The sequence below is a fragment of the Burkholderia territorii genome (assembly GCF_001718335.1).
GTDB classification, from domain to species: domain Bacteria; phylum Pseudomonadota; class Gammaproteobacteria; order Burkholderiales; family Burkholderiaceae; genus Burkholderia; species Burkholderia territorii.
Genome location: NZ_CP013366.1, coordinates 2,293,237 through 2,307,898 on the forward strand (window position 1 = coordinate 2,293,237; position 14,662 = coordinate 2,307,898).

A 14,662-nucleotide genomic window follows, 5' to 3' on the forward strand; every position below is an offset into this window, starting at 1 on the left:
GGAACAGCAGTCATTGTAAAACGTTCGGCCAGCCCCGCCGGTTGACGAAAGCCCGCGTTGCGCCACTTCGCCGCACGCCGCCGGAGCCTTGCAGCCGGCCGCGGCCAGCGCGGCCGGACGGCCGGGGCCGACAACCGGCGGGCCCGGCCTGCCGCCGTCGCGCTAGCGCTGCATCGACTCCCACACCTTGTGCAGACGCTTGACAGAGACAGGCATCGGCGTGCGCAGTTCCTGCGCGAACAGCGAAATTCGCAGCTCCTCCAGCAGCCAGCGGAATTCCGCGAGACGCGGGTCGGCGACGCCGCCGCGCTGCGACACCGCGCGCTGATACTGCTGGACGAGCGGCAGCAGTTCGGCGGACTGCTTCGCGTCGCGCGCCGGGTCGGCCTTGAGCTTGTCGATGCGCAGCGCGATGCCCTTCAGGTAGCGCGGGAAATGTGCAAGCTGCGCGTAAGGCGTGTCGATCACGAAGCGCTTGCCGACCAGCGCACCGAGCTGCTGCTGCAGGTCGGCGTGCGCCTGCGCGAACGGCTTCGCCTGCGCGAGCTTCTTCGCAAGCCCCGCATACTCGGCGAGGATCTGCCCGACGAGCCGCGCGATCTCCTGCGCGAGCAGGTTCAGGCGGCTCCTGCCCTCGTCGCGGCGCGCGTGGAAGCTCGCGTCGTCGTCGGGCAGCGGGTCCTGCAGGCACGCGCGGTCGAGCGCCGTGTCGATCAGCTGGTCGCGCAGCTCGTCCTGCGTGCCGAGCGACATGTACTGCATCGCCATCTCGCGCAGCCCCGGCAGGTTCTTCTCGAGGAACTTGATCGGCTCCTTGAGCTGCAGCGCGAACAGCCGCCGCAAACCGGCCCGGTGGATTCGCGCGGCCTCCTCCGGCGAGTCGAACACCTCGACGTCGCAATGCGTGCCGCGATCGACCAGCGCCGGGTAGCCGTACAGCGTCTGGCCTCGGCGGCGAATCTCGAGCAGCTCCGGAAGCTTGCCGAAGTTCCACGTCGTCAGGTTCTCGTACAGCGCGGTCGCACCGGCCTCCGCAGGCGCGGCCGTGTGCGGCGCCGCGCCCCTGGCCGGCTTGCCGCCCTTCGCCGCCGAACCCGGCGCCGCGCCGGGCGCCGGCGCGTCGTGCGCATCGCCGTCGCCCGCTTCGCCGCCCGGTGCGATCGTCGATGCCGCCGCGATCTTCTGGAACTGCTGCTGCGCCTGCGCGCCGAGCTCCTGGCGCAGTTGCGCGAGATTGCGCCCCATCGCGAGCTGGCGGCCGTGCTCGTCGATCACCTTGAAGTTCATGAACAGATGCGCGGGCAGCGTCTCGAGCTTGAAGTCGGCCGTCTTCATCGCGACCTGGGTTTCGCCGCGCACGTCGGCGATCAGCGCCTCGACGAGGCCGCCCGCGCCGAAGCGCTCGCGGCCCGTGCGCTCGACGAAGCCCGCCGCGTATTCGGGCAGCGGCACGCAGTGGCGGCGCAGCTTCTGCGGCAGCGACTTCAGCAGCAGCTGCACCTTTTCCTTCAGCATCCCCGGCACGAGCCATTCGCAACGGCGCGCGTCGACCTGGTTCAGCGCGTAGAGCGGCACCGCGAGCGTCACGCCGTCGCGCGGCGTGCCGGGCTCGAAATGGTACGTGAGCGCCATCTCGACGCCGGCCATCGTCGCGCGCTTCGGGAACAGCTCGGTCGTCACGCCGGCCGCCTCGTGGCGCATCAGGTCGTCGCGCGACAGGTACAGCAGGCGCTGCTTCTCCTCCGCCTGGCCGCCCTTCTTCACCTCGTCGCGATACCAGCGCTCGAACGCGGCGCCCGTGTGAATGCCCTCGGGAATCGCCTGGTCGTAGTACGCGTAGATCAGCTCGTCGTCGACCAGCACGTCCTGGCGGCGCGACTTGTGCTCGAGCTGCTCGATGTCGGCGAGCAGCTTGCGGTTGTGCGCGAAGAACGGCAGCTTCGTGTCGAACTCGCCTTCGACCAGCGCGCCGCGAATGAACAGCTCGCGCGCCCGCGCCGGATCCTGCTTGCCGAACGCGACGCGCCGGCGGTGGTAGATCGGCAGCCCGTACAGCGTCGCGCGCTCGAACGCGCTGACCTGCGCGGGACGCTTTTCCCAATGCGGCTCCGACAGCGATTTCTTCAGCAGGTGCGCGCCGATCTTCTCGACCCACTCCGGCTCGATCTTCGCGAGACAGCGCGCATACAGCCGGCTCGTCTCGACGAGTTCGGCCGCCATCACCCAGCGGCCGGCCTTCTTCGCGAGCGCCGAGCCAGGCCACAGGTAGAACTTGATCCCGCGCGCGCCGAGATAGTGCGGATCGTCGTCGGCCTTCATGCCGAGGTTGCCGAGCAGGCCCGTCAACAGGGCCAGATGAATCTGCTCGTAGGTCGCCTCGACCTCGTTGAGCCGCCAGCCGTGCTCGCGCACGACCGTCAGCAGCTGCGAATGGACATCGCGCCATTCGCGCAGCCGCAGATGCGACAGGAAGTTCTGCCGGCACGCATCGACCAGCTGGCGGTTCGACTTCTTGTGCGCAACGGCTTCCTCGAACCACGCCCAGATCTTCAGCCACTGCAGGAATTCCGAGCGTTCGTCGGCGAACCGGCGGTGCGCCTGGTCGGCCTGCTCCTGCGCGTCGATCGGCCGGTCGCGCGGATCCTGCACGGACAGCGCGCTCGCGATGATCAGCACCTCGCGCAGCGACTGTTGGTCGCGCGCGGCGAGAATCATCCGGCCCACGCGCGGATCGAGCGGCAGGCGCGCGAGTTCGCGGCCGAGCGGCGTCAGCGCGTTGTCGTCGTCGACCGCGCCGAGCTCGTTGAGCAACTGGTAGCCGTCGGCGATCGCGCGGCCCGGCGGCGGCTCGAGGAACGGAAACGACTCGATCGCGGTCAGGTGCAGCGACTTCATCCGCAGGATCACCGACGCGAGCGACGAGCGCAGGATCTCCGGATCGGTGAAGCGCGCGCGCGCCTGGTAGTCGCTTTCCTCGTACAAGCGGATGCACACGCCGTCGGCCACCCGGCCGCAGCGGCCCGCGCGCTGGTTCGCGGCGGCCTGCGAGATCGGCTCGACCTGCAGCTGCTCGACCTTGTTGCGGTACGAATAGCGCTTCACGCGCGCGAGGCCGGTGTCGACGACGTAGCGGATGCCCGGCACCGTCAGCGACGTTTCGGCCACGTTGGTCGCGAGCACGATGCGGCGTGCGTTCGACGCCTTGAACACCTTGTCCTGGTCGGCGGCCGACAGCCGCGCGAACAGCGGCAGGATCTCGGTATGCGGCGGATGATGCTTGCGCAGCGCCTCGGCCGCCTCGCGAATCTCGCGCTCGCCGGGCAGGAACACCAGCACGTCGCCGGGGCCTTCGCGGCACAGTTCGTCGACCGCATCGACGATCGCGTCCATCAGGTCGCGCTCGGCCTCGCGCGCGGTCTTCACGCGATCGCGGCCGCCCGTGCCTTCGGCGTTCTTCACGGCCGGCCGATCCTCGGCCACCGGGCGGTAGCGCATCTCGACCGGGTACAGCCGCCCGCTCACCTCGATCACGGGCGCCGGGCGCGCGTCGGTGCCGAAATGGCGCGCGAAGCGATCGGCGTCGATCGTCGCGGACGTGACGATCAGCTTCAGGTCCGGCCGCCTCGGCAGGATCTCCTTCAGGTAGCCGAGCAGGAAGTCGATGTTCAGGCTGCGCTCGTGCGCCTCGTCGATGATCAGCGTGTCGTACGCCTTCAGCAACGGGTCGGTCTGCGTCTCGGCGAGCAGGATGCCGTCCGTCATCAGCTTGACGGACGCGCCGGGCGCGAGATTGTCGGTGAAGCGCACCTTGTAGCCGACCACTTCGCCGAACGGCGTGCCGAGCTCCTCGGCGATGCGCCGGCCCGTCGACGACGCCGCCAGGCGCCGTGGCTGCGTATGGCCGATCAGGCCCGTGCCGCCGGCGCCGAGGCCACGGCCGAGATCGAGACAGATCTTCGGCAGCTGGGTCGTCTTGCCCGAACCCGTTTCACCGCAGACGATGACGACCTGATGACCGGCGATCGCGCGCGCGATTTCGTCGCGCTTGCCCGACACGGGCAGGCTTTCGGGGTACGTGATCGGCGGAACGGGATTGGGCGCGACGGCGGCGCGCGGCGGACGTTCGCGGCGCGGCCCGCGCTCGCCTGCGGCCTGCGGCGCACCCTTCGCGGCCGGCTGGCCCGGCTCGCGGCGCGGCTCGTCGCCGCGCGGCCCGCGCGGCGGCTTGCCGGCCTGCTGTTGCGGCCCGCGCGGCGGCTGGCCCTGCTGCTGACGCGCATCGGCCGCACCATCCGGGTGCTTCGCCGACGGCGCGTTTGCCCGCGTCGCCGCGGGACTTTTAGGTACATTCGACATGGGGGCGCATTATAATCCCGCCCATGAATTCCCAAACCGACCTCCCACCCGCCCAGACCGGCACCGCGACGCCGCCGGCCGCCGACGATTCGGCCGTCAGCCACGCGCAGTTCGTCGACTGGATGCGCTCCGTCGCGCCCTACATCCACAAGTTCCGCAACAGCACGTTCGTCGTGGGGTTCGGCGGCGAGGTGGTGCAGCAGGGGCTGCTGAATGCGCTCGTGTCCGACATCGCACTGCTGCAGGCGATGGGCATCCAGATCGTGCTCGTGCACGGCTCGCGGCCGCAGGTCGAGGAGCAGCTGAGCCTGCATGGTGTCGAATCCGAGTTTTCGCACGGGCTGCGCATCACCGATGCGCGCGCGCTCGAATCCGCGAAGGAAGCGGCCGGCGAAGTGCGTCTCGACATCGAGGCGGCGATCAGCCAGGGTCTGCCGAACTCGCCGATGGCGCACGCGCACATCAGCGTCGTGTCCGGCAACTTCGTGACCGCACGGCCGGTGGGGATCCTCGACGGGGTCGATTTCGCGCACACGGGCATCGTGCGCAAGATCGACGCCGAATCGATCCGTCATTCGCTCGCGAGCCGCAAGCTCGTGCTGCTGTCGCCGCTCGGCTTCTCGCCGACCGGCGAGGCGTTCAACCTGTCGATGGAAGACGTCGCGTCGGCCGCCGCGATCGCGCTGCGCGCCGACAAGATCATCTTCCTGACCGAAGCGCCGGGCATCGTCGACGACGAAGGCGAGCTGGTGCGTGAAATGTCGCTCGATGCCGCCGCCGAGCTGCTCGATTCCGGCAACATCCAGGGCGACGACGCGTTCTTCCTCAAGCACTCGATCCGCGCGTGCCGCGGCGGCGTGACCCGCGCCCACCTGATTCCGCAGTCGCTCGACGGCAGCATGCTGCTCGAACTGTTCCTGCACGACGGCGTCGGCACGATGATCTCGTACGAGAACCTCGAAAGCCTGCGCGAAGCGACGCCGGACGACGTCGGCGGCATCCTGTCGCTGATCGAGCCGCTCGAGTCGGACGGCACGCTGGTGCGGCGCGGCCGCCACCAGATCGAACGCGACATCGACCACTTCTCGGTGATCGAGCACGATGGCGTGCTGTTCGGCTGCGCGGCGCTGTATCCGTACCAGCAGGAGAAGATCGGCGAGATGGCGTGCCTGACGGTCGCGCCCGAAGCGCAGGGCTCGGGCGACGGCGAACGCCTGCTCAAGCGCATCGAGCAGCGCGCCCGCGCGCGCGGCCTCACGCACATCTTCGTGCTCACGACGCGCACCGAGCACTGGTTCCTCAAGCGCGGCTTCGTCAAGGTCAGCGTCGACGACCTGCCGGAAGACCGCCGCAAGCTCTACAACTGGCAGCGCAAGTCGCTCGTGCTGATGAAGCAGCTCTGAGCGCAGGCACGACTGCCCTCCCCCAGTCCGATTACAGGAGAAGTACACGATGGCTCGAATGATCCAATGCGCGAAGCTCGGCAAGGAAGCCGAAGGTCTCGATTTCCCGCCGCTGCCGGGCGAACTCGGCAAGCGCATCTACGAAAGCGTGTCTAAGGAAGCGTGGCAAGGCTGGCTCAAGCAGCAAACGATGCTGATCAACGAGAACCGCCTGAACATGGCCGACCCGCGCGCGCGCCAGTATCTGATGAAGCAGACCGAGAAGTACTTCTTCGGCGAAGGCGCGGACCAGGCGTCCGGCTACGTGCCGCCGACGGAAGGCTGAAGCGCGTCGAATCGCGCAGGCGGGCAGCGCGAGCGCCTGCGCCACGCGAAGCAACGCAAACGGCACCGTGTATCGCACGGTGCCGTTTGCTTTTGGGAACGCGCAATCGCGCGTAGGCGATTTGGTCGGCGCGTGCGCAGTCGCCGAGCGGCCGGGTCGCGCCGGCCCGGCGGATTCAACCGGCCGGTTTCAACGCAGCGCGCTCGCCCGCCTGCGCGCGCTCGCCGCCGGGAGATTCAGCGCTCGCGCCGTCGGCACGCCATTCGGCCGCATCGCTGCGCTCGGCCGTCGACAGCTCGTCCGCGCGATAGCCGGTGCGATTGAGCAACGCGAGCATGCACGCGAGCGACACGAGCGCGTACAGGCCCGATGCGATCGCGACGCCGACGATGCTGCCGGTCGCGTTCAGGATCGCCTGCGCGAGCACCGGCGTGCCGCCGCCGACGACGAGCGCACTCAGCTGGTAAGCGAGCGACAGGCCCGTATAGCGGATGTTGGCCGGAAACACGCGCGCGAGCACGCCGCCGACCGCGCCGTAGAACATCGCCGACGGGATCGTCGAGATGCACATCCCCGCGACGGCGACCCAGTACGAGCGCGTCGCGAGCGCATGGAACATCACCGGCATCAGCACGATCTCGGGAATCAGGATCCAGCACATCGCGCGCCGCATGTCGACCTTCGACACGAACCATGCGCCGACCGGCTGCATCAGGAACTGCACGACGAGCGAGATCGACAGGATGCCGAGGAACGTGCCCTGCGCATAGCCGAGCTCCTTGGTCGCCCACGACAGCGCGAACGTGCTGCGGAAATACGTGACGTTGATCACCGGCAGCGTGCCGGCCGCGAGCAGCACGACGAGCCAGTGGTCACGCACGACGTCGCGCAGCGGCAGCTTCACCGTGCGCTTGTGCGCCAGCACGCGCTGCATGTCGATCGATTCCTCGAGCCGCAGGCGGATCACCATTCCGATGATCACGAGCACCGCCGACAGCAGGAACGGAATGCGCCAGCCCCAGGTCAGGAACGACGGCGTCGGCAGCGTGCTCAGCGCGAAGAAGGCCGCGGTGGCGAGCAAATTGCCGGTGGGCGAGCCTTGCTGCGCGAACGCCGCATAGAGGATGCTGCGATGCTTCGGCGCGTTCTCGCTCGCGATCAGCACCGCACCGCCCCACTCGCCGCCGACCGCGATGCCCTGCAGCACGCGCAGCATGACGAGGCCCGCGGGCGCCCACACGCCGATCGATGCATAGCCGGGCAACAGGCCGATGCCCGTCGTGGCAAGTCCCATCATCACCAGCGTGATCACGAGCGCGGTCTTTCGGCCGACGCGATCGCCGAGATGGCCGAATACGATTCCGCCAAGCGGCCGCGCGGCGAAGCCGGCCCAGAACGTGACGAATGCGAGCAGCGTCGCGACGCCCGGATCCATCGTGCTCGCGAAGAACACCTTGCCGAACACGAGCGCGGCGGCGGTGCCGTAGATGTAGAAGTCGTACCACTCGATCGTGGTGCCGACGAATGCCGCGACGGCGGCACGGCCGGGCCGCGGCTGCGCGGCGGACGGGGATTGCGGACGGCTCATCGATGTCTCCAGTTTTGTGAATCGGCGGCGCGACTGTCGCGCGCCTTGCCGGATGGCCGGCCTTGCGCCGCCGGCTGGCGGTGTTGCTTGACGTTGCCTTGAGTTGCTTTGCTTCGACTTACATTGACTTGCGCTGCGTTTGCCTGCGACGCGTTAGCCGAGGATGATCGCGTGCCGGCCGCCTGCGCCGGTCACACCGGATCCGGCGCGACCTTCAGCACGCCGGCGTCGAGCAGTCGTTGCTGGAGCGCGGGATCGATGCCGAGGCGGTCGAGCACCGCGCGCGTGTCGCGGCCGAGCGCGGGCGGCGGACAACGGTAGGTCGCCGGCGTACGCGACAGCTTCACCGGCGATGCGGTGCCGCGATATGCGCCGATCTCGACGAACAACGCTCGGTGCAGCGCATGCGGATCTCGTGCGACGTCGGCGACCGTGCGCACCGGCCCGCACGGCACGCCCGCGGCCATCAGCTCGCGCGCCAGCGGCTCGCACGGATGGGCCGCGAGCCGCGTCTCGAGCTCGGCCTTCAGTTCGGGCCGGTGCGCGCAGCGGCTGCGGTTGTCGGCGAAGCGCGGATCGCCCGCGAGCGCCGGCGCGCCGAGATGCGCGACGAGGCGCGCGAACTGCCGATCGTTGCCGACCGCGAGGAAGATCGGCGCCGTCGCCGTGCGATAGCTGTCGTACGGCGCGATGTTCGGATGCGCATTGCCGCTGCGTTCGGGCACGCGCCCCGAGCCAAAGAAGTTCGGCAGGTGCGGATGCAGCAGCGACACGCCGCAGTCGTACAGCGCGATGTCGATCGACTGCCCCTGCCCGCTTCTTTCGCGCTCCGCGAGCGCGAGCAGGATGCCGGCAAGCGCGTTGAGCCCGGTGACCATGTCGACGATCGGCAACCCGATGCGCATCGCATCGCCATCGCGCTCGCCGTTGACGCTCATCAGCCCGGCCATCGCCTGAATCACCGCGTCGTAGCCGGGCAGCCCGCCGAGCGGGCCGTCCTCGCCGAAGCCCGTCACCGCGCAGTGGATCAGGCGCGGGAAACGCGGCCGCAGGTCGCGCGCATAGTCCATCCCCCAGCGCGCGAGCGTGCCGGGCTTGAAGTTCTCGACGAGCACGTCGGCGTCTTCGAGCAGGCGCCACAGGATCGCGCGCCCTTCGTCGCGGGACAGGTCGAGCGCGAGCCCCTCCTTGTTGCGGTTCACGCCCATGAAGTACCAAGCGGTGTCGCCGAGGAACGGCGGCCCCCAGCCGCGCGTTTCGTCGCCGTCCGGCGGTTCGATCTTGATCACCGTCGCGCCGTGGTCGGCGAGCGCCTGCGTGCAGTACGGGCCGCCGAGCACGCGGCTCAGGTCGACGACCTTCAGCCCGTCGAGTGCGCCGCGTGCCGAGGTCGTCGCTTTCGACGAATGGATCGCTTCCGCTGCGTTCATCGTTCGACCTCCGGCAGCAGGTCGAGTGCCATGTCGAGCGGCACCGGCGCGCCGCGCAGCAGCGCATCGAACGCGGCCGCCTCGTCGTCGCGCGACGCCGGTGCGAGCGGGTCGACCGGCAGCAGCTTGTGGCGCACGACGAGGTGCGCGAGCGCGAGGCGCCGGTAATCGGGCGCGAGCCGTGCGCCCTCGCACGCCATTAGCACGGCTGCGCTCGCGTAGTACAGCGCCGACGCGGCCTGCCGCACGCACGCGTCGTCGCCTTGCGCGGCGACCCGTGCAAGCGCATCGCACGCGCGCGCGAGAATGCGCCGCAGCGCCGCGCGGCTCGCGTCGGGCAGCGGCGCCGCGCCGAGCCGGTCGCCGAGGAACGTGCGCAGCGCGTCGAGCGCCTGCTCGCGCTGCGCGGCGCGCGCGACGTCGAGCGCGACGATGTTGCTGGTGCCCTCCCAGATCGAGCCGAGATGCGCGTCGCGCACGAGGCGCGCATCGCTCCACTCCTCGATGTAGCCGGTGCCGCCGCGCACTTCCATCGCGTCGCCCGTCACGCGGCGCGCATCGCGGCACGCGCGGAACTTGATCAGCGGCGTCAGGATGCGCACGCAGCGCGCGGCCTGCGCATCGCCCGCATCCGCCAGCGGCAGCAGCAGCGCGATCTGCATGAACATCGAGCGTGCGGCCTCGGCGGGCAGCAGCATCTTCATCAACTGGCGCTGCATCAGCGGCATGTCGATCAGCTTGCGGCCGAATGCGGCGCGATGCGCCGCCACGTGCAGCGACTCGTTCAGCGCGCGCCGCATCAGGCCCGCCGCGCGCACGCCGTTCGACAACCGCGACATGTTGATCATGTCGGCCATCTGGTGAAAGCCACGGCCGATCTCGCCGATCAGCCAGGCCTGCGCGCCTTCGAGCGCGATCTCGCCGCTCGCCATCGAACGGCTGCCGAGCTTGTCCTTCAGCCGCACGATCCGGTAGCGGTTGCGCGTGCCGTCCGGCAGTGTCTTCGGCAGCAGGAACAGCGCGAGGCCCTTGATGCCGTCAGGCGCGCCGTCGGGCCGCGCGAGGACCATCGCAAGGTCGGCGTCCGCGTTCGAGCAGAACCACTTGTCGCCGTACAGGCGCCACACCGTCCCGCCCTGCGCATCGGTTTCGCGCGCCGCGCGCGTCGCGATGCGGCCGACGTCGGAGCCGGCCGCCTGCTCCGTCATGAACATCGCGCCCTGGAACAGCGTGTCGAAATCGCGTGACGCGAGCATCGGCAGATAGCGCTCGACGAGCACCGGGTCGCCGAAACGGCGCAGCGTGCGCGTCAGCGAATCGGTCATGCTGACCGGGCAGCACAGCCCGAATTCCGCCTGCACGAACAGGAACGTCAGCGCGTACTTGACGAGCGGCGCCGCCGCGTCCGGCTGGTGGCTCAGCGCCGCGAGCCCGAGTTCCGAATAGGCAACGCGTTCGAGCGCGACATACGCGGGGTCCTTGTCGATCCGCTGCACGGCTTCGCCGCGCCGGTTGCGATGCTCGAGCACGGGCGGATGCTTGTCCGCGCGCGACGCCCACGCGTCAAGTTCGCCGGAGACACGCGCGCCGAGCGCGCGAAGTTGCGGTTCGAGTTCCGCGTATCCGGCCGCGCCGAGATGCAGCTTGAGCAACGCGCCGAGATCGGGATCGGTCGTGAAGAAATTGATGCCCCGGCTATCGGGGATGTTGTTGGCCGCGCCGGTGTCCGGCGTGCAGGCGGTGTCGTTCATGCGTGTGTCTCCATGGTGGCCCGGCTACCGGCCGGTGCCCGCGCCGTGGCGGCGCGGCCGGCTGGTGCCAGGCGTTCGACAGAGCATAGGCGCGCGATCGATAAGCGTCCAATACAGGATTTATCCGGTACGATAGACGACGCTTATCGATGCCGATTTGCTAAGGAGACAGCATGGAACTGAGGCAGTTGCGCTACTTTGTGGCGGTCGCCGAGGAACTGCATTTCGGGCGGGCGGCGAAGCGCCTGTTCATCTCGCAGCCGGCGCTGAGCTTCGATATCCGCAAGTTCGAGGATGCGCTCGGCGTGCAGCTCTTTTCCCGCACCAACAAGACGGTCGCGCTGACCAATGCGGGCGCGGTGCTGCTCGGCGAGGCGCGCCGGCTGCTGCTGCAGGCGGCCGAGGCGGAGCGGCTCACCGTGCGCTCGGCGTCCGGCCTCGCGGGGCGGCTGCGGATCGGCTTCGTCCATTCGATGCTGTATCGCGGGCTGCCCGACGCGGTGCGGCGTTTCGAGGTCGACTATCCGGCCGTCGAGATCGTGCTGAGCGAGATGAACACGCAGGCGCAGGTGCAGGCGATCCAGCGCGGCCAGATCGATCTCGGCTATGCGCACTGGGGCCATTGCCCGCCCGAGGTCGAATCGACGCCCGTCTATGCCGAACCGTTCGTCTGTTGCCTGCCGGCCGCGCATCCGCTCGCACGGCGCCGGCAGGTCGCGCTCGCCGCGCTGGCCACGGAGCCGTTCATCCTGTTTCCGCGCGACGCGGCACCGCACTACCACGACCTGATCATCGCGCAATGCGTGAACGCCGGATTCAGCCCGCTGATCCGCCACGAGGCGCGGCTGTGGCAGACGATCCTGTCGATGATCGAGTTCGGGATGGGCATTGCACTCGTGCCGCGCGTGCTGCAGCAGGTGAAGAGCGACCGGCTCGCGTTCCGGCCGCTGAAGGATGCGTCGCTCGAATCGCGCACGCTGGAGCTCAAGCGCAGCGGCACCGCCGAACCGGTCGCGCTGCGCTTCGCGGACTACGTGCGTGCGTCGATCGACGCGCTGCCCGCGCTCGCGGGCTGAGCCGGCGCGCCGTTGCCGCGCGCCGATACTTCCGCGCTATTTCGCTTCGGGCTGCAGCGCCGGCTGCGTGCGCCGGTACCACACCGCATACACCACCGACAACGCGAACAGGAACGGAATGCCGAAGATCAGCGTCATGTGGAATTCGGCCGTGAAGTACGTCGTCACCATTACCGCCAGCATCAGCGCGGCGCCGAGCAGCGTCAGCAGCGGAAAGCCGCGCATCCGGAACGCGGGCGCCGGCAGCCCGAGCGCCGCGCGCCGACGCCGGAAGAAGTAATGCGTGACGAAGATCATCATCCATGTGAACAGCGCACCGAACATCGACACCGCCATCATGATCGTGAACGACGCGTCCGGATACAGCACGCTCAGGACCGTCGCGAGCGCGATGCCGAGCGTCGACAGCATCAGCGCGCCGAACGGCACACCGCGCGCATTCACCTCGCCGAGCGCCTTCGGCGCGTAACCCGCGCGCGACAGGCTGAACATCATCCGCGTCGTGATGTAGAGCTGGCTGTTCATCGCCGACAACGCGGCGATCAGCACGACGAAATTGATCAGCCCGGCCGCGCCCGGCAGGTGGATCGCTTCCATCACCTTCACGAACGGGCTCTCGTCGCGCCCCGCTGCCGTCCACGGCACGATCGCCAGCATCAGCGCGAGCGTGACGAGATAGAACAGCACGAGCCGCACGATCGTCGAGCGGAACGCGCGCGTCACCGCACGCTCGGGATCTTCGGCTTCGCCCGCGGCGACCGCGATCATCTCGATGCTCAGGTAGCTGAAGATCGACACGATCACCGCGACCCACATCCCCCACATCCCCTTCGGAAAGAAGCCGCCATGCGCGGTGTAATGGTGGAAGCCCGCACCGGCCGCGCCGTCGCCGACCAGCGCCGGATTGCCGAACACGACGTACGCGCCCAGCACGATGAAGCCGACGATCGCCGCGATCTTCACGACCGAGAAGCCGTACTCGACCGCGCCGAACACATCGACGCTGCGCGCGTTGACGAACACGAGCAGCGCGGAGAAAGCGACGATCCACAGCCAGCCCGGCACGCCCGGGAACCAGTACTTCATGTACAGCGCGATCGCGGTGACTTCGGTGCCGACCGCGAGCACGATGCACGCCCAGTACGCATAGCGCACGAGGAACCCGGCCCACGGGCTCACGTAATGTTCGGCGTACGCGCCGAACGACCCGGAGGTCGGGTGCGCGACCGTCATCTCGGCGAGACAGCCCATCAGCAGCAGCGAGATGAACGCGCCGATCGCATAGCTGACGAGCACGCTCGGGCCGGCGAAGCCGATCGCGAACCCGCTGCCGAGAAACAGACCCGTGCCGATCGCGCCGCCGATCGCGATCATCGCCATCTGCCGTGCGGAAAGCGTGCGGCGCAGACCGTGCTCGCGCGCCGCGATGTGCTGGAATTGCCCTTCTGATTGCATCGAATGACCTCGTTCGAAAACGTGTGTCCGGTCGAAACGTCGACGGCGCACGGACCGGTGCCGGACCGCACCGGCCACCGCGCGCCGCGTGCTCAGAACAGGTGGCGCAGGCCGGCCGCGATACCCGTCTGGTTGCCGCGTCCGGGCATTTCGGTGAACGCGCCGCCGGTCACGCGGTTGTAGTCGACCGTCGCGTAGACCTGCGTGGCCTTCGACAGCGCGTACTCGGCCTCGAGCACGCCCGTATAGCGCTTCCCGCCGTTGCCCGCGATGCCGTTGACGTTGCGGATGTCGTCGTAATACGCGACGCCCGTCACCGATACCGCCGGCGTGACCTGCACGCTCGCGCCGGTATAGAAGATCGCATCGCGGCGCGGATTGTCGGCGAACGAACCGTAGGTTACGTCGCGGCCCGGCGCGTTCAGCAGCTGTTGGTCCAGCATGCCCGTGCGGTCGATGCCGCCGAGATAGCCGGCGTACAGCGTCGCCGCGCCGAACGCGTAACGCGCGCCCGCGCCCCATGCCTGCTGCGCGCGGCTCGTCAGGTCGCGTACCTGCTGGTACGTCGCGCCGACCATCAGGCCGCCGAGCGTGTACGACACGCGCGTGCCCCAGTACGCATTCGCGCCGAGGCTGCCCGCTACACCGCCAAACCCGTAGCTCGCGCCGACGTTCAGCCCGCCGAACGTGCCGTCGTAGCTGACCACGTTGCTCGCGCGGCCCTGCGTGAGGAAATACGGCCACATGTTGGCCGTGTAGTTGCCAACCGTCAGCGGATCGAGATCGCCGAACAGGTTGAACGCCTCGGTTGCCTGCCGGCCGAGCTTCACGGTGCCCCAGTCGCTCGCGAGGCCGACATACGCGTAGCGGCCGAACAGCGCGCCGTCGAGTTGCCCGTTCTGCGGCTCGAAGCCGCTCTCGAGCCGGAAGATCGCCTGCAGCCCGCCACCGAGCGCTTCGCTGCCCTTCAGGCCCCAGCGGCTGTTGGTGATCGCGCCGTTGGTCATCTGCACGCTGGCGTCGTTCGATGCGTTCGCATGCGTCGTGTAGCGAATGCTCTGGTCGACGATGCCGTACAGCGTCACGCTGCTCTGCGCCATCGTGCCGCTCGCGTCGAGCAGGCCCGCCATCGTCGGCAGTGCGAATCGAGTAATGTGCTTCATCTTCGTCTCCATCCTTGTCTGAATTGTTGTGTTCGTCGGGGTGTTGGTACTTCTCGGTAATCGCGGGTGCTGCAATAGTCGCGAAGTCGGGTGCCGGCCGGGGCCTGTTCACGCT

9 protein-coding genes are annotated in these 14,662 nt (G+C 68.9%); 3 read left to right on the forward strand and 6 right to left on the reverse strand.

Annotation, left to right across the window (positions count from 1 at the left end; genetic code table 11):
* Positions 1-162: 162 nt before the first annotated feature.
* Complete coding sequence (gene hrpA / locus WS51_RS21135) at positions 163-4,356, reverse strand: ATP-dependent RNA helicase HrpA (protein ID WP_069229739.1); 4,194 nt, start codon at positions 4,354-4,356, stop codon at positions 163-165.
* 23 nt (positions 4,357-4,379) lie between these two features.
* Here hrpA and argA point away from each other — a divergent pair, with 23 nt between their 5' ends.
* The gene (gene argA / locus WS51_RS21140) at positions 4,380-5,759 is read left to right on the forward strand and encodes an amino-acid N-acetyltransferase (protein ID WP_059503515.1); all 1,380 of its coding nucleotides are present in this window, start codon (positions 4,380-4,382) and stop codon (positions 5,757-5,759) included.
* A gap of 49 nt (positions 5,760-5,808) precedes the next feature.
* On the forward strand, positions 5,809-6,084 hold the full coding sequence (locus WS51_RS21145) for an oxidative damage protection protein (protein WP_009692666.1): 276 nt from the start codon (positions 5,809-5,811) through the stop codon (positions 6,082-6,084).
* Between the two features lie 175 nt (positions 6,085-6,259).
* On the opposite strand, the gene WS51_RS21150 is transcribed toward WS51_RS21145, so the two are convergent.
* The 3 genes from WS51_RS21150 to WS51_RS21160 form a co-directional block, all read right to left on the reverse strand.
* Complete coding sequence (locus tag WS51_RS21150) at positions 6,260-7,672, reverse strand: MFS transporter (RefSeq protein ID WP_059451790.1); 1,413 nt, start codon at positions 7,670-7,672, stop codon at positions 6,260-6,262.
* Between the two features lie 191 nt (positions 7,673-7,863).
* Positions 7,864-9,102, reverse strand: a complete 1,239-nt coding sequence (locus tag WS51_RS21155; RefSeq protein ID WP_069229740.1) for a CaiB/BaiF CoA transferase family protein — start codon at positions 9,100-9,102, stop codon at positions 7,864-7,866.
* A complete protein-coding gene (locus WS51_RS21160; protein ID WP_069229741.1) occupies positions 9,099-10,853 on the reverse strand; it encodes an acyl-CoA dehydrogenase family protein in 1,755 nt (584 codons plus the stop codon). Before WS51_RS21160 ends, WS51_RS21155 begins: the two co-directional genes overlap by 4 nt.
* Before the next feature lie 173 nt (positions 10,854-11,026).
* Here WS51_RS21160 and WS51_RS21165 point away from each other — a divergent pair, with 173 nt between their 5' ends.
* Positions 11,027-11,929 (forward strand): LysR family transcriptional regulator, encoded by a 903-nt coding sequence (locus WS51_RS21165; protein ID WP_069229742.1) that lies wholly within the window; start codon positions 11,027-11,029, stop codon positions 11,927-11,929.
* Positions 11,930-11,965: 36 nt separating this feature from the next.
* On the opposite strand, the gene WS51_RS21170 is transcribed toward WS51_RS21165, so the two are convergent.
* A complete protein-coding gene (locus tag WS51_RS21170) occupies positions 11,966-13,384 on the reverse strand; it encodes an amino acid permease (protein WP_069229743.1) in 1,419 nt (472 codons plus the stop codon).
* A gap of 92 nt (positions 13,385-13,476) precedes the next feature.
* Positions 13,477-14,514, reverse strand: coding sequence for a porin (locus tag WS51_RS21175; RefSeq protein WP_069230024.1), 1,038 nt, complete (start codon positions 14,512-14,514; stop codon positions 13,477-13,479).
* Positions 14,515-14,662 lie beyond the last annotated feature (148 nt).

Bases quoted from the DNA above. Each gene is read 5' to 3' on its own strand.
- hrpA (WP_069229739.1), bottom strand. From the start codon at position 4,356: ATGTCGAATGTACCTAAAAGTCCCGCGGCGACGCGGGCAAACGCGCCG.
- argA (WP_059503515.1), top strand. From the start codon at position 4,380: ATGAATTCCCAAACCGACCTCCCACCCGCCCAGACCGGCACCGCGACG.
- WS51_RS21145 (WP_009692666.1), top strand. From the start codon at position 5,809: ATGGCTCGAATGATCCAATGCGCGAAGCTCGGCAAGGAAGCCGAAGGT.
- WS51_RS21150 (WP_059451790.1), bottom strand. From the start codon at position 7,672: ATGAGCCGTCCGCAATCCCCGTCCGCCGCGCAGCCGCGGCCCGGCCGT.
- WS51_RS21155 (WP_069229740.1), bottom strand. From the start codon at position 9,102: ATGAACGCAGCGGAAGCGATCCATTCGTCGAAAGCGACGACCTCGGCA.
- WS51_RS21160 (WP_069229741.1), bottom strand. From the start codon at position 10,853: ATGAACGACACCGCCTGCACGCCGGACACCGGCGCGGCCAACAACATC.
- WS51_RS21165 (WP_069229742.1), top strand. From the start codon at position 11,027: ATGGAACTGAGGCAGTTGCGCTACTTTGTGGCGGTCGCCGAGGAACTG.
- WS51_RS21170 (WP_069229743.1), bottom strand. From the start codon at position 13,384: ATGCAATCAGAAGGGCAATTCCAGCACATCGCGGCGCGCGAGCACGGT.
- WS51_RS21175 (WP_069230024.1), bottom strand. From the start codon at position 14,514: ATGGCGGGCCTGCTCGACGCGAGCGGCACGATGGCGCAGAGCAGCGTG.